Origin of the sequence: Actinomadura sp. HBU206391 (genome assembly GCF_014323665.1) — a bacterium.
Lineage (GTDB): Bacteria > Actinomycetota > Actinomycetes > Streptosporangiales > Streptosporangiaceae > Actinomadura_C.
Genome location: NZ_JABVEB010000035.1, coordinates 1 through 18,813, shown reverse-complemented (window position 1 = coordinate 18,813; position 18,813 = coordinate 1). Strand labels below are relative to the sequence as shown.

The window sequence follows — 18,813 nt, the reverse complement described above, 5'->3', positions numbered from 1 at the left end:
GCCGGTTCCTAGGCGCCGGGCTCGGAGGGCCGGCGTGCCGCCCACTCCGCGGGCGGCTCTTCGGTGGCCTCCTCGACCTCGCCCGGAAGCGGTCCGCCCACGCCCGGAAGCGGTGCGCCAACGCCCGGGCCCCCCGGCAGGTCCCTGAGCGGGTCGGCCGCCCGGTGGCCGGGGGCGCCGAAGCTCGCCGGGGCGCTGCGCCTGGACTGACCGGCCCGGGCGTCGTGCCGGGGCGCCGAGTTCCTGCGCATGTCGGCCAGGTGGATCCGGTCCATCTCGAGGCTCTCCACGACCGCGCCGATGACGGTCTTTCCGGCGCGCTGCACCTCGGTCCGCGCCTGGGCGACGTCGTCGCGGGTGGTCACGCCCAGCGTCACGACGAGCACGACCGCGTCGGCGAGGGTGCAGAGCGCCTGAGCGTCCGCGTCGTGCAGGCTCGGCCCGTTGATGATGACGAAGTCCGCGCGTTCGCGCAGGACCGCGGCCGCGTCGCGCATCCGCGGGCCGCTGAACCGCTGTGAGGACTCCTCGGCGTGACCGCCGCGCGGCAGCAACCGCAGCTGCGCGGCACCGTGCACCAGCAGCGTGGCCGGGTCGACTCCGTCCAGCAGCGTGTCGGACAGGCCCTTGGGGCTGCGCAGCCCGAACAGGGCCGCGGAGTCCACTCCGGCGGTCCCCGCGTCGATCATGATCGTGGCGGATCCGGCGTAGGAGAGGGCGAGCGCCAGATTGGAGCTGGTCAGCATGGCCGTACGGCGGGGCGTCGCGCTGGTGACCAGCACGGTGACCGGGGTCTCGGGCAACGCCGCGACGGTGGCGGCGCGCAGCCGGCGGTAGGAGTCGCCGACCTCGCTCTTGGGCGCGTCGACGAGGGCCAGCGCCTCGGCGGGGTCGTCGAACGGCGGGACCACGGTCAGCACCCGCAGCCCGAGCCGCTCCAGCGCGTCCGCGTCGGCGACCCGCCGCTCCAGGCGATCGCGCAGCACGGCGATGCCCGCACCGAGCAGCAGTCCGGCGACCAGGCCGCCGACGCCGCCCAGCACCGTGCCGGTGATCCGCCCGGTGCTGCCCGGCCGGATGGCGGGCGTGATGACCTGGCCCGGATTCACCGTGGTGCTGGCGATGTCGTTGGACTGTTCGTCGATGATGCCGAGCTGGTTGGTGTAGGCGGCGATGCGCTGGTTGAGGAACGTGCGCTGGGAGCCCGAAGAGGCGGGCAGCTTCGCGTTCGTCGCCTGCATCTCCTGCTGGACCCGCTTGGACTGCTCCTCCAGCTTCTTGAGCTTGCCGTCCAGGATGCTCTGTGAGCGCTGCCGGCGATATTCGAGGTAGGACTCGGCGAAGGCCTGGGCGCCCGCGCGGGCCTTCTCGGCGCTCGAGCCGCTGTAGCCGATGTTGAGCACCTGGGTGTTGGGCGGGTTCTCCACCGACACCTTGCTGCGCAGTGCCCGCGGGTCGCCGGTGCGCAGCCGGTCCCTGGCCATCTTCGCCACCGCGTCGGTGCTGACGATCTGCGCCTCGGTGCCGAGATTGACGATGTCGTCGCCGCGCCCGACCGGGGAGTAGGGGTTGCCCTCCAGCGGGGTCACGAGGACGGCCGCCGACGCCGTGTAGGACGCCGGCAGCATGAACCCCACCACCAGCCCGGCCATGAGCCCGAGCAGGCCGACGAGCGCGATGAGCCCGCGGTGCCGGGCCAGCAGGGTGGCCAGCTGTCCCGGCGCCTCAGCCGACTGGTCAACCGCCACGTTGGGTCCCCTCTGGGTGCTCGACGGTGAAACCGCAAGGGTCACCTGCTTCCCAGCAGGTTATCTGGAGTGGGCCCGCCGCCGGGCCCGGTCGGGCCCGGTTCACGATCGCCTCCGCTGGTTCGCCGGGTCGATGAGAACGAGTCCCCTGGCCGGCGCCGCGGTGTAGGCCAGATAGGTGGTGTTCCAGATCAGCTCGTCGGCGGAGACGCGGCCGAGCTCCACCGTGAGGAAGGTGAGGTCGCAGATCGTCGCGAACGTCGCCGTGTCGGAGCTGTGCAGTGGAGGGCCGGTGATCACGACCAGGTCGGATTCGCGCCGGGCCTTGCGCACGGCCGCCGAGAGCTGCCTGTCGCCGCCGGAGGGGATCGTGCGCACGGTGACGCCCTCGGTCGCGTCGGCCCCGCGGTGGGACTCGACGGCGCCGTTCGCACCGTTCACACCGGCGGCGGGCCCGGCGACCACGTTCTCGTCCGCGTCGACGCCGACTCGCAGAAGCATCGTCGACGTGCCGCCCAGGGCGCAGACCGAGGCCAGCATGCGCGCCACCTGCTCGGTGGGAGCCTCGGCGACGCCGGTGAGCAGCACCGTGGTGGCCTGTTCCTCGTGGATGATGTTGCGCAGTCTCCGGCAGGCGTCGCGCAGCAGGTCCGGCCGGTCGCGCGCCTCGGCGAGCACGGGCAGCGCGCCCACGCGCCGCACGTCGGCGGCGGTACGGATGCGCCGGGGCCGCCGGTCCTGGATCAGGCCGAGCAGCAGGCCGGCGAGCAGCCCGACGCCCAGCCCGGTGCTCAGTCCCACGTCGCCGCGGCTGTCGTCGGCGCGCAGCGGCACCTCAGGGCTGTTCACGACCTCGCCGGACTGCAGGGTCCTGTCCTCGGTCTGCGCCAGTTGCCTCTGCATCACACCGATCTGCTTGGTGATCACCTGTCGCCTGCCGCGGGCGGTCAGCCGGGCGATGTCGGTGGGCTTTCCGTCGATGGCGTGCAGCTCCGCCCGGAGCAGCGACAGGTTCCGCGCCACGGCCTGGCGGTTGCGTGCCTGGATGCCGGCGATGATCTCCTTGCGCAGAGCCAGGTAGCTCCTCGTCAGCGCGCGTGCGCCGTCCCGCGCCGTCTTCGCGTCGGCCGCACGGACCTGGAGGGTCAGCACTCGGGTGTAGGCCGGCACGGTGACGGTGATGCGCTTCCTCAGCGCCACGCGGTCGGCCGGGAAGCCCCGTACCTTCGCGAGCGGGGCGAGCGCCTTCTCGGACAGGGCCAGCTGAGCCTCGGTGTCCATGGTCGACTCACTCGGCGGATCCTGGTCGCCGGTCGCGGGCGTCGCGGGCAGGATCGCGGTCACGCTCGCGCCGGAGTGCAGCGCGACGGCCGGTGCGAAGATCTCGACGGTGGAGGTGTAGGTCCGATCGGTGAACGCGGTGCGCAGCGCGCCCGCCGAGACACCGAGGATCAGTGCCAGGACGACGATCGCTCCGTTGCGCCGCAGGAACGCTCCGTAGCGGCCGAAGGGCACGGCGTCCGGCCCCGCTCTCGGGGCGGTGGACGTACGCGCTCCGGCGCGATCGGTCATTCCTGGATCACCGCCGCCAGGCCGGGACCTCGCCGAGCAGCGTGGTGAGCCTCTCGTCGTACGGCTCGAAGTGCTCGGTGAGGCGCTTGCGCAGATCCTCGGGCATGGGCGAGCGGGGCCGGGCGTTGTGCCGCTCGAACGCCGCGGGCCGCCAGCGCGCCAGCCCGAGGAAGTCCACGACCCGGTCGTAGCAGGGCTCGGGCTCGCCGAAGAAGTCCTCGGCGAAGACGACGAGCACCCGCTCGCGGGGGAACCGCTCGAAGAGCGCCTCCAACTGCTCGACGTACTGGCCGCGGTCGACGTAGGAGTGGTGCCGGTGGCTGTGGCTGGTGTAGCCGGGCTCGGCGCGGATCCGGTCGACCTCGCCGGCGAGCCGCTCGGGCTCGAGCTCGAGGGCCCGTTCGAACGACTCGGTCTCGAAGCCCCGGGCCAGTTCGTGCTTGTGCGCCGAGTAGGCGCGCTCGACGGGGTCGCGCAGGATCGCGAGCAGCCTCACCTCCGGCAGGTCGCGTGCGATGCGCTGGGGCGCCAGTGGGTGGTGCATGTAGTAGCCGGCCGACTCGAAGGCCAGCGGGCCCCCGCCGTCGCCGGTCGCCCGCCGCCGCGCCACCGCCCGGACCGGGAAGTGGCCTTGGTACCAGCCCTGCCCGCGGTGGTAGTTGACGTCGAAGTAGTGAACGCCCTTGTGGAAGTTCGGCGTGACGACACCGGGGTGCTCGGCCAGTGACCGGAACAGCGACGTGGTGCCCCCACGCTGCGTGCCCACCAGCAGGAAGTCGGGCAGCATCCGCGCGCCCGAGGTGAGCCGGCCGGCGTTGCGGCTGGCCGCCCGGCCGGCCTCCTTCACCCACTGCGGCGCGTCGCGTCGCGTGATCATGAGCTTCTCCCCGCGTTCATCTGGAGCAGTGTGAGCAGGCGCTCGGCCTGGGTGCGCAGGGGTGCGCCGATGGGTCCCTGGGCTGCGAGCAGATAGCGGCAGCACAGTTCGACGAAGTAGAGCTCGAGGGTGGCCGCGGCGTCGCGGCCGGTCACCCCGACCTCGGTGAGGGTACGCACGCTGCCGGCGGGCCACGAGGTGTACGGCTGCTCGCCGGCCGAGCGCATCGCCTCCTGAAGGCGGCAGTGCAGCAGGTCGAGCCCGGCCGGAACGTCGCGGGCGAACCGTTCCCAGTCCCACAACTGCACCTTGCCGCGGTGCCACGCCATGTTCCATGGCGTCCAGTCGCCATGCCAGGCGCCGAACCGCAGCGTCTGGCCGCCGTACGCGCGGCCGACTCGCTCGATCACGGCGTCCAGCCGGCCGGCCTGTTCGGGATCGGACACCCGCGACGGGACCTCGCGCAGGCGCGCCAGGAAACCGCTGTCGGCGAGCGGACCGCTCGTCACCCCGGCGGCCGCGAACACCTCTCTCATCGCCTCGATCGGGACGTTGCGGCGGGGACGCCAGCCGCGCGCGCTCGTCGGCAGGGGCGAGAGCACCAGCAGGGTCATGCCGTTCCACGGTCCGTGGTGCAGCACCCGGGGCACTGCGACGCGCTCCAGCGGGACGCCGGCCAGGAACTCCAGCGCGGCCGCCTCCTGAGTGATCAGATCGCGGGCGGTCTCGGTGTCGCCCACCTTCACGAACGCGAGGGGACGGCCCGAAGGGCTGAGGACGTGCAGGATCGGTTTGCGGTTGGCCCGCGCGGTGCCGAGGCCCACGCTCACGACCACCGCCTCGCCGAGCAGGCCGCCGAGCCGGTCCTCGATGGACCCGCCCTCGCCGTCCTCGACCACGCGGAGCCGGTCGCGCAGCGTCCGCTGCGGCAGCCCGGTGCGCATCGCGGTGGCGGTCAGGCTGCGCGACACCCGCTGCGGGATAGTCAGGTCATGGCTGTAGCGGCGCAGCGCGGTGGCCGCCGCCCGGGGGCTCCCCGGCAGCAGCAGCCGCGGCCGGTCGGCGTCCGGCAGGAACGCGAACTCCCGCTGCGTGGCCTGCGCGCCCCGCGTGCCCGGGCTCACGACGTCGACCCGTGCGCCCGGCCACAGCGCCTCCACCGTCTCGAGCCAGCCGTCCGCGGTCATCGCGGCACCCGGCTCTTGAGGGTGTCGCGCTGCGCCCGCCACATCAGCGCGACCGCGATCATCACGGTGTACAGCGGTACCTCCACGAGGTCATAGATGAGCGTGAACAGGGCGAAGGACAGCAGGGCACAGCAACCAGCCATGCCGTAGGCCGATCTATCCCGCCAATGTCGTACAAATCGTATGGCGAAGAAGAACAGGAACGCGGCCGCTCCGACGAGACCGTTCGCAAAGATCAACAACCACAGGTGGCCCTGGGTGCCGAGCGGCGGGGCGCCGCACGCCTTGCAGTCGGGACGGCTGCCGCCGCCCAGCGTGACGAGGTTGCCCTGGACGTTGCGGGTCGTGCCGAACCCGACGACGGGCGAGCCGGCCAGCGTGCTGCGCACGGTCTGCTCGGTGAGCAGGTATCTGCGGTTGTTGCTGTGCGGGTTGTCCAGCCGCTTCTCGATGAGACCGGGCAGCGGCGAGGCGGCGGCGACGACCCCGCCCACGGTGAGGACCACCAGGGTCCAGGCGATCGCCCGGCCGCCTCGCCAGAGGATCATTTTGAGGATGACGAAGGCGGCGATGAGCCCGAGCGCGACCCACAGCCCGCGGTCGAGTGAGTAGACGACCGGCCACAGCGAGACCAGCAGGATCGGGCCGGCGGCCAGCCGCCGCCACTTGTCGCCTCGCACGATCCAGGTGATGCCGAAATACGGCAGGAAGAACGCGTAGGCCGCGCCCCAGGTGTTGGCGTAGGCGAAGGGGGCCATCGGACGGGCCTGCATGACCCCCGTGATGGTCTCCATCGTGGCGGTCTTGGGATGGATCGCGTCCCTCAGGAAGTCGTTGGTGGCGAGGCCCTGCGGCAGCACCATCTCCATCAGCGAGGTCAGCTGCAGCTGGGGGAAGAACGAGCCGAGCAGCCCGCCGGCGGTCGTGACGACGAACATGTAGCCGAGCAGCCGGCCGATCCGGTCGCTGGGCAGCTCGTCCTCACGCAGGTTGCCGACGTACAGCAGGGCGATCGTGCACGACAGGTACCAGGTCATCCGCCAGCCGAAGACGAGCATGCGGTTGACCCCGCCGCCGCCCGGCACCGCTCCGGGGGCGTCGGCCCACAGCACCGCCACCCCGAGCAGGGCCCAGAACAGGAACAGCAGCCAGGCGCCGAAGCCACGGGGGACCACGAGGGTCGCGCGCCTGCGGTAGAGGAACACCGCCATGGGCAGCGCCATGATCATGAAGATCAGCGCTCCCAGGCCCAGCACCCACCACAGCGGGAAACCGAGGAAGACGACGGTGAGCGGCCAGCCCGCGCGTGACCGCGCCCGCCGTCCCGGTGGCGCCGCCGGAATGACCGGCGGGGTCGGTCGCACGATCGCGGGTGTCGTGGCAGTCACAATCCGGATCCCCGTCTCTGTGCCGCGAGGGGCTCGTCAGTGCCGCAACGCCGTGGTGCGCTGGCCGGTGCGGCGGCGTGGAAGGCCGCCGCCCAAGATGGCCGTCCGCCGGGCGAACTGTACCGCCAGCCCGACCGGCCCGGGGTCGCCCTGGGCCGGTCGGCCCTCCGCCGGAGCCGGTCTCACCGCGCCGCAGAGGGCGGAGGGCCGGCCCCATCGCGTCACCTCGCCGTAGGCCTGAAGTCCCGTTGGCGGCTCAGCTGACGGAAGGCCCTCAGGGTGGCCGGGTCGGTGTGGACCTGCGAGTCGCCAAGGCCGCCGTGCGGCGCCTCGAAGTACACCAGCGCCTTGAGCCGCGGGAAGTCCTTGATCTGGCTGCCCACGCTGCGGAAGAAGGCGACCCGTTCCTCGGGGGTGGTCTTGTCGTTCAGAATCCCCCATTCAGCGATCATCAACGGCTTCCCGGGCATTCGGGTCTGCGACCAGGTGTAGAAGCCGGGGTAGCCCTGGTCGTGCTCGAGCGGCGCGGCCTTGTCGATGAGCGAAGCGAAGTCGGGTGTCTGCGGGCCCTTGACATAGGGATCGAACGCCACCCAGTCGACGACGTCCGCGCCGGGGTAGAGCTGCATGAACCACGGCTTGATGGTCCAGTTCGAGTAGCCGCGGTAGGCCACCGTGAACAGCGCGTTCTTCACGCCGTTCTTGCGGAAGCGCTGCACGACGTGCCGGAACATCCGGCTGTAGTCGGCCGGGGTGTAGCCGGAGCCGGGCTGCAGCTTCACCTCTTCCTCGGGCTCGTGGTGCAGGACCAGCCAGAACCGCTCGCGGTAGTTGGCCTTGATGTACGCGGACAGCTGGTCGATGTGCGCGTCCATGGAGCCGTTCGCGACCTTGGCCCACGACTCGCCGTCGTCGGGCTTCCAGTTCAGCAGCAGCTTGCGGTTCTTGCCCGGCTCGCGGGCTATGGCGATCTCGGTGGGGGTGGGGAAGAACTGCTTGCCCTTGTGGAAATAGTGGAAGATGTCGACGGTCCGGCCGGTCCGCCGCTCGAAGTTACTGAGGGCCCGCTGCGGACGCTGCCCGCTGAACGCGCCCGGCGTCACCCCCCACCACGCGCCGCACGAGGGTACGAGCAGCGCCGAGACGGTGCACTTGCGCGGCTTCGCGGCGGGCTCGCCGCCCTTGCCGTCCTGCGCGTTCGCGGCCTGCGAGCCGGATTCGATGGGATCGGCGGCCGCGCTGGGCGAGCCGGTATCGACGACGGCGACCCCGATGGCCAGTGCACAGGCCAGCCCGCCCGCCGCGGCGATGCCTCCCCAGAGCCACTTACGGCTCTTCGGTGCCGATCGGCGGGGGTTCCTTGGGGCAGTCATGGCGGTGAATCATAGTTTTGCCGCGACCACTAGGCCACTCGGATCGACAATCTGGTGAAACGCGAGTGGCCACCGAGTTAACTCGGTGGCCACCTCGTCGGTCATGGCCCGATCGGCTGCGGCTGAATCGGCCGCGGCTCGGGCGTCGCGGTTCAGGAGAGCGGGAAGAACCCGACCCTGCCGTGGTACTCCTTGCCGAGCTGGTCGGTGTCGCTGCCGACCCACAGTCCGGTCGACGTGGCGACGAGCGCCTCGACGCCGTGTCCGCGGGAGCGGGTCGGGTTCCAGGCCAGGGCCTTGCCCCCGACCGGGTTGAGGGCGGCGATGCCCTCGCGCGAGACCGCGCCCGGCCCCGCCTTGTCCTTGCCCTGCGGGTTGTCCTGCCAGCGCTGGTGGCCGGCGACGTAGACCGCCGCCCCGGTGACCGACACCGACAGGAGCGTGTCGCCGCCGGTGTAGTTCACCCAGGTCGGCTGCTGGCCGGCGCCGGTCTTGTTCGTCTCCCACCGGGCGGCGCTGTCGCACAGCTGCGTGGTGCCGAAGGGGCCGCCCGTGGTGACCACCACGAAGTAGGAACCGTCAGGGGCGAAGTCCATGCCCCGCATGTAGGTGTCGAAGGAGTTGATGTTGCAGGGGGAGGCGTAGCGCTCCGTCGACCAGCTGGTCAGCGCGGCGGGCGTCTTGGTGGTATCGATCATGGCGATCTGGTAGCGGCGGGTGCCGGCGACCATGGTGAAGGTTCCGTTGATCACCAGCCGGGTGTCCTGCGGGTTCACCGCCAGCTCGAAGACCTTCAGCTCACCGGCGCGCGGCATGCTCACGCTCAGGTTGAAGTTGGCGTCCGGTGCCCCGCTGGTGCCGTCGATCCTGGCCAGGCCGGTGCGGGCCTGGCCGGCCACCTTGGTGAACTTGCCGCCGATGTAGATGCGCGTGTTGCGCCGCACCATCGTGAAGACCAGGCCGCCGCCGACGCGCGCCTTGAACTTGGCGACCGCGGTGCCCGCGGGCACCGACAGCTGGGTGAGCGCCCCCAGGGCGACGCCGTTCACGTTGGCGAACGCACCGCCGGCGTAGACGGTGTTGGACGGGCCCGTCTCCAGGGCGTACACGGTGCCGTCGACCTTCGGCTTGAAGGTCGTGTCGACCTTCCCGGTCTTCGAGTCGAAGGCGAAGATGTTGTGCCGCGCGATCGTCGGCTTGCCCGTGCCGGCCTCGCGCACTTTCTCGAAGTTGCCACCGACCACGACTTTCGTGCCGACGACGGCGATCGCCCGGACGGTGCCGTCGAGCACATGCGGAGTCGTGTTCGCCGGGTTGGTCGACACCACCTTGGTCTGCTTGAGATCCGCGCTGGCTGCGGGGGCAAGGCTCATTGTGCAGGCCAGGACCGCGGTCGACACCGCGATGAAACGTCGGCGCATGTTGTGGTTCCTTAAGATACGACTGGCAAGAGTTCCGCATGATGATGGCACATATCCGGCGGGGTCCGAGGTGCGTTTGCGCGATCGAGATGTTGGCCGCCTCGGGTGCCTGTCCGCGCGTGCATATTCGGCGAGAACGCCGCACTGCCAGGGCGGTACGGCTTTATGACGAAGAAGGAAACGAAGCAGGAAACGAAGCAGGAAACAACGCCGTTCCGCGACGTCGAATGCCGTCGCGGCGATGACCCCCGTGCGCTCAGGAGGGCGCGCTCAAGGGGCAGGTCAGGAGGGTGCGATCAGGAGATCGGCCGGACCCAGCCGCCCGCCTCCAGAAGGTCGAGAACGGCCCTCACCGCCTCGTCCGGCGTGAGCTGAGAGGTGTCGAGCACGAGGTCGGCGTCGTCCGGCTCCTCGTACGGGTCGGAGATCCCGGTGAACTCGGGAACGAGTCCAGCGCGTGCCTTGGCGTAGAGACCCTTGCGATCGCGCCGCTCGCACTCCGCCAGGGGGGTGGCCACGTGGATCAGCACGAAGTCTCCGGCTGCCGAGACCATGCGCCGTACCTCGGCCCGCGTCGCGGCGTAGGGCGCGATGGGCGCGCAGACGGCCACGCCACCATGACGGGTCACCTCGGCGGCGACATAGCCGATCCGGCGGATGTTGAGGTCACGGTCGGTCTTCGAGAACGTCAGGCCGGCCGACAGCAGCCTGCGGACGACATCGCCGTCGAGCAGGCTGACCGTACGGGAGGTGTGCTCGATGAGCGCGTCGGCGAGCCCGCGCGCGATCGTCGACTTGCCCGAGCCGGACAGACCGGTGAAGAACACCGTGACACCTCTGCGGTGGCGTGGCGGCCGGGCGGCGGCGAGCTCGGCCGCGACGGCGGGCGGCGTGAACCACTCGGGGATCGGGTCGCCCCGGTCGAGCATCTCGTCGATGTCGGCCCGGGTGAGCTCGACCCTGGCGTGATCGGCCTCGATCTTGGCGACCGGGCGCCACACCTCGACGTCGGCGTCGTAGGCCCACGGCTCGGGCACGATCAGCGGGACGGCCGTGCCGTGCGTCTCGGCGGCGAGCCCGGCGCCCTGGTGCGGGCCGGCGGCCTCGGCCACCTCGGCCGGGTCGCCGAACAGGTGCGTGGCGCCGTACGCCTTGGCCACGTGCGAGCGCAAGAGCAGGTCGCGTACGGGATCAGTGCGCCTGGTCAGCGGCACCGGGACGATGAGGGCGCCCTCCGGCAGTTCGCGGCGGACCGCCAGCAGCGAGCGCACGAGCGCGTCGTCGTGCTCGTCGGACATGAGCGCCAGCACGAGGATCCGCACGGCCTCCGGGCCGGCCGGGGGACGCAGCCCCGCTCCCGCCGCGAGCTTCTCGGTGACCTGCTTGAGCTGGCCGAGCTGACGGCGGTGCAGCGGCTCGCGGGTGGCCACCGCGAGCACCACGCCGGTCTCGGACGGCGCCCTGGAGCCCTCGGCGCTCTCGGTCGCGGGCCCCGGCGCGGCCTCGGCGATGAGCCTGGGGTCGCCGGGCCGGTGGCGCAGACCGCGGAACGGGCCGTGCGCCGGGGCGCCGAGCGGCTCGACCGGGCCGGCCAGCCGGTGCGTGCCGGTGGCGGAGTCCTGCCAGGCCTCGGTGACGCGCAGCACGGCGAGCGGCAGGCCCTCCGGGTCCTGCAGGACGAGCCGGTCCTCCTTGGTGAGCTCCTCCGGCACCGTGAGCACGACGGGGACCGGCCACGGCGTGCCGTCGGCGAGCCGGCCGCCGGCGATCACCGCGGCGGTGTCGATCGAGCCGAGGAAGCCGGTCAGCGGAGTGAAGGCCCCGGACAGCAGCAGCTCGAGGTCGGCCAGCTCGGCGAAGTCGGGCGCCCACGTCGGCAGGTCGGAAAAGTTGTGTTCGGCGGTCACATGACTCTCCGCTCAGATCAGCGCACGGATCCAGCCTTCCAAACGTTAATGCTGGTCAGGCCGAGGTGCACATCCGGGGAACACAATGGGAGGGTCCTGCCCCAAAGCCCGTGATCTCAGGAAGTTTCAGATGACGCGGGCGAGGCGGTTCTCCGGCTTGCGGATGACCAGCGTGACCTCGCTGTGCTCAGCGGTCAGCCGTCCTCGGGACAGCCCCGCCACCGCCCGGCAGACACCGTTGACAAGGTGGCTCCAGCGGCCGAAGGCGGCCATCGCGTCGACGGAGGTGTACTCCTCGGCGATCATGAGGCCGCGCATCACGCAGTACCACTGCATGCCGCTGAGGGACGCGATCGTCTCGTAGACCGCGGGCGGCGGCGTGCCCTCCGGGCCGAGCCACCTCTCCGGAGCGTCCGGCCGGCGGCCGGGGTCGTCGTCGCCCGGGTCGCCCGTGCGCCGGGACATCACCTGCCACGCGAGGGCACGCAGCCAGCCCGGCAGCGCGCGGTCGACGAAGCCGTAGGCGGTCTCGCGATCGCGGAACCGTACGAGCAGCAGCCCGCCGGGCTTCAGCGCGGCGACGAACCGGTCGAGCACCAGTTCCGCGTGCGCCACCCGTTCGATGAGGAAGTGGGCGTGCACGATGTCGTACATGCGCGGTGGCATGGGGACGGTGCGCAGATCGCCGAGGTGCCAGGCGTCGAGATCGGCGCGGCCGCTGGTGTGCGCGCGGACCGCCGGGGTGTCGACGTCGACACCGGTGACGTGGCACTCCTTCGCACCGAGATCGAGCCCGTGCCCCCAGCCGCAGCCCGCCTCGAGCACCTGGATGGTCTGCAGGGGCTTGTGGTAGGCGTATTCACGCGCGCGCAGGGAGAACAGCTGGATCGGGTGGCGGGGCCCGGTTGACTCGCCGTCGTTGACCGGCGGCGTACGCAGATCGGTCACGGACGCAGCGTAGCCAGGCGACAGCGGAGTGTCCGTCATTTGCGGGTCCTTGACGTGTCTTATGGGCGTGCCAGGGCCGATTCGCAGGGCGATTCGCAGGGTGATTCGAAGGTATCCGCAGGGCGGGTCGAAAGGCGGTCCGGCGGGCGCCCGCCTGGGGAATCGGCCGGGCGGCGCGAGGGGGATCCGGCGGGCGACGGGAACGGCGACCGGGGCCGTGGGCGGGCCGCGTAGGCTGGTGACGATCCCCGGGTCCATCACGTTCCCGGGCGGTTCGGGCTGCACCGACCCGGCGCGATGCCCCCGCCTGACCTCGGCAGAAATATTCTTGGCTGAAATGACGCTCTCCGGACTTCTCGATCTCACCCGATCCGACCCCGCCCTGCGGCGTGCGCTCGACGCCGCGCGCGGCGGGCCGGTCACCACCTACGACCTCGTCGCCCCGACGTCGCTGCGGCCGATGCTGGCCGCCGCGCTGGCCACCGAGATCGCCGGCACGGAGGGCACAGTGCTCGCCGTGACCGCGACCGGCCGCGAGGCCGAGGATCTGACCGCCGCCCTCACCAGCCTGCTCGACCCCGCCGCCGTCGCGCACTTTCCGGCCTGGGAGACGCTGCCGCACGAGCGGCTGTCGCCGCGCTCCGACACGGTCGGGCAGCGCCTGGCGGTGCTGCGCCGGCTCGCCAACCCCGACCCCGCCGACCCCGCCGCCGGTCCGCTGCGGGTCGTGGTCACCCCGGTGCGGGCCGTCCTGCAGCCGATCGTGTCCGGCCTCGGCGACCTCGAACCGGTGCGGCTGCGGACGGGAGACGAGACGGGGCTCGACGACGTGGTGGGGCGGCTGGTCGACGGGGGCTATCACCGGGTCGACCTCGTGGAGAAGCGCGGCGAGATCGCCGTGCGCGGGGGGATACTCGACGTGTTCCCGCCCACCGAGGAGCACCCGCTGCGGGTGGAGTTCTGGGGCGACACGATCGAGGAGATCCGCTACTTCAAAGCGGCCGACCAGCGGTCCCTGGAGGTGGCGCAGGACGGCCTGTGGGCGCCGCCCTGCCGCGAGCTGCTGCTGACCCCGGAGGTACGGGAACGCGCCAAACGGCTCGCCGACGAGCACCCGTCCCTGGTCGACATCCTCGGCCGGCTGGCCGACGGCGACACGGTCGAGGGCATGGAGGCCTTCTCTCCGGTCCTCGCCGACCACATGGAACTGCTGCTCGACCTGATGCCGAAGGGCTCATACGTCCTCGTCTGCGACCCTGAGCGGCTCCGTTCCCGCGCGATCGAGCTCGTACGGACCAGCCAGGAGTTCCTGGAGGCGTCGTGGGTCAACGCGGCGGCCGGCGGAGAGGCGCCGATCGACCTCGGCGCGGCGGCGTACAAGAGCCTGGAGGAGATCCGCGAGCGCGCCGCCGAGCTGGACCTCCCGTGGTGGAACGTCACGCCGTTCGGGCCCGCAGACGAGGAGCAGGCGGCCGACGAGACCGGCGGGTCCGATCTCGTGGCGGTCATCGGTGCGCACGCGGCCGAGGCCTACCGCGGCGACACCGGCAGGGTGATGACCGACGTCAAACAGTGGATCCACGACGGATGGCACGTCGTTCTGCTCACCGAGGGCCACGGCCCGGCCGAGCGGCTCGCCGAGGTCGTCCGCGAGGAGGGGCTGGGCGCGCGGCTGGGCGGGCTGCCGGGGCCGCCCGAGCCGTCGATCGTGCACGTCGCCACGGGACGGCTGGAGAACGGCTTCGTCTGGGACGCCGTCAAGCTGGCGGTGCTCACCGAGACCGATCTGTCCGGGCAGAAGTCCTCCACCAAGGACATGCGGCGGATGCCGTCCCGGCGCCGGGGCGGCATCGACCCGCTGCAACTGCGCACCGGCGACTACGTGGTGCACGAACAGCACGGCGTCGGGCGCTATGTGGAGATGGTCAGCCGTACGGTGCAGGGCGCCACCCGCGAGTACCTGATCATCGAGTACGCCAAGGGCGACCGGCTCTTCGTGCCGACCGACCAGCTCGAGGAGATCACCCGCTATGTCGGCGGCGAGTCGCCGTCGCTGCACCGGCTCGGCGGCGCGGACTGGCAGAAGGCCAAGGGGCGCGCGCGCAAGGCGGTCAAGCAGATCGCCGGCGAGCTGATCCGGCTCTACTCGGCCCGGATGGCCTCGCCCGGCATCGCGTTCGGCGCGGACACGCCGTGGCAGCGCGAGCTCGAGGACGCCTTCCCCTATGTCGAGACGCCCGACCAGCTCGGCGCGATCGAAGAGGTCAAGCGCGACATGGAGAAGCCGGTGCCGATGGACCGGCTGATCTGCGGCGACGTCGGGTACGGCAAGACCGAGATCGCGGTGCGGGCCGCGTTCAAGGCGGCGCAGGACGGCAAGCAGGTGGCGGTGCTCGTGCCGACGACGCTGCTCGTGCAGCAGCACATGTCGACGTTCAGCGAGCGGTTCAACGCCTTCCCGGTCGTGGTCAAGCCGGTGTCGCGGTTCCAGACCGACGCCGAGGTGGCCGAGACGCTGCGCGGCGCGGCCGAGGGCACCGTCGACGTCGTGATCGGCACGCACCGGCTGTTGTCGTCGCAGAGCAGGTTCAAGTCCCTCGGCCTGGTCATCATCGACGAGGAGCAGCGGTTCGGCGTTGAGCACAAGGAGGAGCTCAAGCGGCTGCGCACCCAGGTGGACGTGCTCGCCATGTCGGCCACGCCGATCCCGCGGACGCTGGAGATGGGGTTGACCGGCATCCGCGAGATGTCCACGATCCTGACGCCGCCCGAGGAGCGCCATCCCGTCCTGACGTTCGTCGGTCCCTACGATGAGAAGCAGATCGCCGCGGCGATCCGGCGCGAGCTGCTCCGTGAGGGCCAGGTCTTCTTCGTGCACAACCGGGTGCGGTCCATCGACCGGGTCGCGCAGACGCTGCGCGAGCTCGTGCCCGAGGCGCGCATCGCGACGGCCCACGGGCAGATGAACGAGCAGCAGCTCGAGCAGGTCATGGTGGACTTCTGGGAGAAGAGCTACGACGTGCTCGTCGCCACGACCATCGTGGAGAGCGGGCTCGACATCCCCAACGCCAACACCTTGATCGTCGACCGGGCGGACATGTACGGCCTGTCACAGCTGCACCAGTTGCGCGGGCGGGTGGGTCGCGGGCGTGAGCGGGCCTACTCCTACTTCCTCTACCCGCCGGAGGTGCCGCTGAGCGAGACCGCTCACGAGCGGCTGGCGACCATCGCCCAGCACACCGAGATGGGCGCCGGGATGTTCGTCGCGATGAAGGACCTGGAGATCCGCGGTGCCGGCAACATCCTCGGCGCCGAGCAGTCCGGCCACGTCGCGGGCGTCGGTTTCGACCTCTACGTCCGCATGGTGGGCGAGGCGGTCCGTGAGCTGCGCCACGAGGGCCCGGCCGAGACGGCCGAGGTGAAGGTCGAGCTGCCGATCGACGCGCACGTGCCGCATGGGTACGTGCCGGGGGAGCGGCTGCGGCTGGAGGCCTACCGGCGCATCGCCGGCATCGAGTCGGCCGACGAGATCGCCGCGGTGCACGAGGAGCTGAAGGACCGGTTCGGACCGCTCCCGGTGGCCGTGCTCAACCTGCTCGAAGTGGCGAGGTTCCGCGCCAAGGCACGTCGGGCCGGTCTCACCGACGTGACGCTTCAGGGCAACCACATCAAGTTCGCCCCGGTCGAGCTGCCCGACTCCAAGCAGGTACGGTTGCAACGGCTGTACCCGAAGAGCCTGCTCAAATCCGCTCAGCGGACCCTGCTGGTGCCGACACCCAAGACGGCTCCGCTCGGCGGCCGCCCGCTCCGCGACCAGGAGCTTCTGGCATGGTGCACCGACCTGGTGGAGGCCCTGCTGCTCGAACCGGTCAAATCTGGAAACTAGACTGCCGACCGCTGATCGTGCCGAACTGTGATCATTGGTCACGGACGTGATTGGAAGCTCGTGTTCCGTACATCCTGCAAAGCTGTGGCCGCCGCCGCGGCCGTTCTGGCCGGAGTCACGCTGACCGCCTGCCAGCCGGTGAAGCTGGGCGCCGCCGCGACCGTCGGCGACCAGCGCATCACGGTCTCGCAGCTCGAATCGGTCGTCGACGACTGGCAGCGCGAGTTCGCCGCGAACCCCGACGCCGGGCAGCTCCAGCAGCGGTTGCAGCAGCAGGGTCAGCAGATCCCGTTCGACCCCGACTCACCGATCCGCAGCGCGCTCTACCAGCTCATCGAGATACGGGTGTGGGACCAGGTGGCGAAGGACAAGAACATCACGGTCGGCCGCGGCCAGGTGGACGAGATGATCGCCCGCAACGGCGGCGATCGCGTGATCCACGCGAACCTGCTCGCGGGCTCGCTGCCGGTCCGCTACAGCCGTGACTTCGTGCGCTCGGGCCTCATCCTCCAGGCCGTCGCCCAGCAGGCGGGCGCGACCGTGGGCGCCCAGCCGCAGGCGAACCAGCAACAGCAGCAGGAGGCCCTGCGCCGGCTGCAGGAGACGTACCTGAGCGCGGCCAAGACGCTCAAGATCAAGATCAACCCGCGGTACGGGTCGTTCGACCCGCGACAGGGAGGGATCGCCCCGATGGTCCATACGCTGTCCAAGAACGGTACGGACATTCGCTGACCATGGCTCTGGTCATGCTCGCCACGACCCACCGGGTGGCGCCCGGCGTGCTCACCTGGCCGGCCTGGCAGACCCTGCGGTCGGCCTCTCGGGTCCTCGTGGGCTCAGAGGATCACCCGCAGCTGCCCTATCTGCGTGAGGCGGGCGTGCCGGTCGAGGTCGTGCCGGCCGATCCACGCACGCTGATCGAGGCGGCGCGATCCGGCACGGTCGTCTGGGTGGCCGCCCCCGACGGGGACGAGCGGCTGCTCCGCGAGATCGGCACGCTGGTCGTGTCGGGCGGTGCCGAGACCGTGGACATCGAAGTGCTGCACGCCTCCTACGATCTGCCCGGCGCCAGGCTGCTCGACCTGGTGACGGTGATGGACACGCTGCGCCGCGAGTGCCCGTGGGACAGGGAACAGACGCACGCGTCGCTCGTTCCCTACCTCCTCGAGGAGTCCTACGAGGTGCTCGACACGGTCGAGAGCGGGGACCTGCACGGGCTGCGCGAAGAGCTCGGCGACGTGCTGATGCAGGTCGCCTTCCACTCGGTCGTGGCCTCGGAGCGCTCCGACGACACGCGCTTCACGATCGACGACGTGGCGGGCGGCATCGTCGACAAACTCATGCGGCGCCACCCGCACGTGTTCGGCGACGTGACGGTGGCCGACGCCGACGAGGTCAACGCCAACTGGGAGCAGATCAAGGCGGCCGAGCGGGCGGAGAAGAGCGAGGACCACTCGATCCTCGACGGCGTCCCGATGGGTCAGCCCGCGCTGTCGCTCGCGGCCCAGCTGCAGCGGCGCGCCGCACGCGCCGGCGCGCCCGAGGAACTGGCCGCCGACCTCGGCGAGGGCCTCGGCGCCGACCTGTTCGCGCTCGTCGCGAGGGCGCGCGCGGAGGGGCACGACGCGGAGGCGGACCTGCGCGACATCGCCAGGCGTTTCCGTGACCGTGTCCAAGAGTGGGAACAGGATCGTTAGGGCGGCGAGATCTCTGCGCTCTAGGCTTACCCTGTGGTGTCACGCGGGGAGGCACGGGCAGGAGCGTCACTGCGCGCCCTGAGCCGTCTTGCGGGGATGGGCTCCGTCGCCGGCGTACTGGTCGCGCTGATGCTGCTGCCAGTTGCCTGCACGACGGGCCTCGGCGCGCGCGACGGCGCCCGCTGGTTCCAGAACATCCCGGACGATCTGGAGACGCCGGCGCTGCCCCAGCGATCGAAGATCCTCGCCGCCGACGGCTCCACCCTGGCGACGTTCTTCTTCGAGAACCGGGTGGAGGTGCGGCTCGACCAGGTCGCCCCGATCGTGCGGCAGGCCGTCCTGGCGGTCGAGGACAGCCGGTTCTACGAGCACGGGGCGCTCGACTCGCAGGGCACGCTGCGCGCACTGGTGCAGAACGCACAGGCGGGCCGCGTCACGCAGGGCGGCTCGGGCATCACCCAGCAGTACGTCAAGAATCTGCTGTTCGAGCAGGCCACGACCGATGAGGAACGGCGGGCGGCACTGGAGGTCACGCCCGCCCGCAAGGTGCGGGAACTGCGCTACGCGGTCGCGCTCGAGCGGCGGCTGTCGAAGGACCAGATCCTGCAGAACTACCTCAACATCGCCTACTTCGGCGACGGGGCGTACGGCATCGAGGCGGCGGCCCGGCACTACTTCTCCAAGGGAGCCGCGAAGCTCAACCTCCGTGAGGCGGCGACGCTGGCCGGGCTGGTGCGGTATCCGCACGCCTACAACCCCCGGCTGCACCCCAAGGCCGCGCGTACGCGCCGCGATGTCGTGCTGACCCG

At 71.2% G+C, this 18,813-nt stretch carries 13 protein-coding genes; 4 read left to right on the top strand and 9 right to left on the bottom strand.

The window, feature by feature from the left end:
* Window positions 1-8: 8 nt before the first annotated feature.
* The 9 genes from HKK72_RS14345 to HKK72_RS14305 form a co-directional block, all read right to left on the bottom strand.
* The gene (locus HKK72_RS14345; protein WP_187234843.1) at window positions 9-1,748 is read right to left on the bottom strand and encodes a Wzz/FepE/Etk N-terminal domain-containing protein; all 1,740 of its coding nucleotides are present in this window, start codon (window positions 1,746-1,748) and stop codon (window positions 9-11) included.
* A gap of 102 nt (window positions 1,749-1,850) precedes the next feature.
* Window positions 1,851-3,320 carry a hypothetical protein gene (locus HKK72_RS14340; RefSeq protein WP_187234842.1) on the bottom strand — a complete coding sequence of 490 codons (1,470 nt, stop codon included), beginning with the start codon at window positions 3,318-3,320 and terminating at the stop codon, window positions 1,851-1,853.
* Between the two features lie 7 nt (window positions 3,321-3,327).
* Window positions 3,328-4,197: a sulfotransferase domain-containing protein gene (locus HKK72_RS14335; RefSeq protein ID WP_187234841.1), complete on the bottom strand. Its 870-nt coding sequence runs from the start codon at window positions 4,195-4,197 to the stop codon at window positions 3,328-3,330.
* On the bottom strand, window positions 4,194-5,384 hold the full coding sequence (locus HKK72_RS14330) for a phosphotransferase (RefSeq protein ID WP_187234840.1): 1,191 nt from the start codon (window positions 5,382-5,384) through the stop codon (window positions 4,194-4,196). Before HKK72_RS14330 ends, HKK72_RS14335 begins: the two co-directional genes overlap by 4 nt.
* Window positions 5,381-6,772 (bottom strand): hypothetical protein, encoded by a 1,392-nt coding sequence (locus HKK72_RS14325; RefSeq protein ID WP_315987245.1) that lies wholly within the window; start codon window positions 6,770-6,772, stop codon window positions 5,381-5,383. Before HKK72_RS14325 ends, HKK72_RS14330 begins: the two co-directional genes overlap by 4 nt.
* 221 nt (window positions 6,773-6,993) lie before the next feature.
* Complete coding sequence (locus tag HKK72_RS14320; protein WP_187234839.1) at window positions 6,994-8,145, bottom strand: hypothetical protein; 1,152 nt, start codon at window positions 8,143-8,145, stop codon at window positions 6,994-6,996.
* Window positions 8,146-8,297: 152 nt separating this feature from the next.
* Entirely contained in the window at window positions 8,298-9,566 is a 1,269-nt protein-coding gene (locus HKK72_RS14315; RefSeq protein WP_187234838.1) for a delta-60 repeat domain-containing protein, read from the bottom strand.
* Window positions 9,567-9,862: 296 nt separating this feature from the next.
* Window positions 9,863-11,473 (bottom strand): adenylyl-sulfate kinase, encoded by a 1,611-nt coding sequence (cysC, locus tag HKK72_RS14310; protein ID WP_187234837.1) that lies wholly within the window; start codon window positions 11,471-11,473, stop codon window positions 9,863-9,865.
* A gap of 126 nt (window positions 11,474-11,599) precedes the next feature.
* On the bottom strand, window positions 11,600-12,421 hold the full coding sequence (locus tag HKK72_RS14305; protein ID WP_315987244.1) for a class I SAM-dependent methyltransferase: 822 nt from the start codon (window positions 12,419-12,421) through the stop codon (window positions 11,600-11,602).
* 337 nt (window positions 12,422-12,758) lie between these two features.
* Between HKK72_RS14305 and mfd the strand changes: the two genes are divergently transcribed.
* From mfd to HKK72_RS14285, 4 genes are all read left to right on the top strand, one after another.
* Window positions 12,759-16,307 (top strand): transcription-repair coupling factor, encoded by a 3,549-nt coding sequence (gene mfd / locus HKK72_RS14300; RefSeq protein ID WP_187234835.1) that lies wholly within the window; start codon window positions 12,759-12,761, stop codon window positions 16,305-16,307.
* Between the two features lie 84 nt (window positions 16,308-16,391).
* Window positions 16,392-17,039 (top strand): SurA N-terminal domain-containing protein, encoded by a 648-nt coding sequence (locus HKK72_RS14295; protein ID WP_187234834.1) that lies wholly within the window; start codon window positions 16,392-16,394, stop codon window positions 17,037-17,039.
* Window positions 17,040-17,041: 2 nt separating this feature from the next.
* Entirely contained in the window at window positions 17,042-18,004 is a 963-nt protein-coding gene (locus HKK72_RS14290) for a MazG family protein (protein WP_187234833.1), read from the top strand.
* A 33-nt stretch (window positions 18,005-18,037) separates the two neighbouring features.
* A partial coding sequence (locus HKK72_RS14285; protein ID WP_315987243.1) for a biosynthetic peptidoglycan transglycosylase occupies window positions 18,038-18,813 on the top strand: 776 nt, incomplete at its 3' end.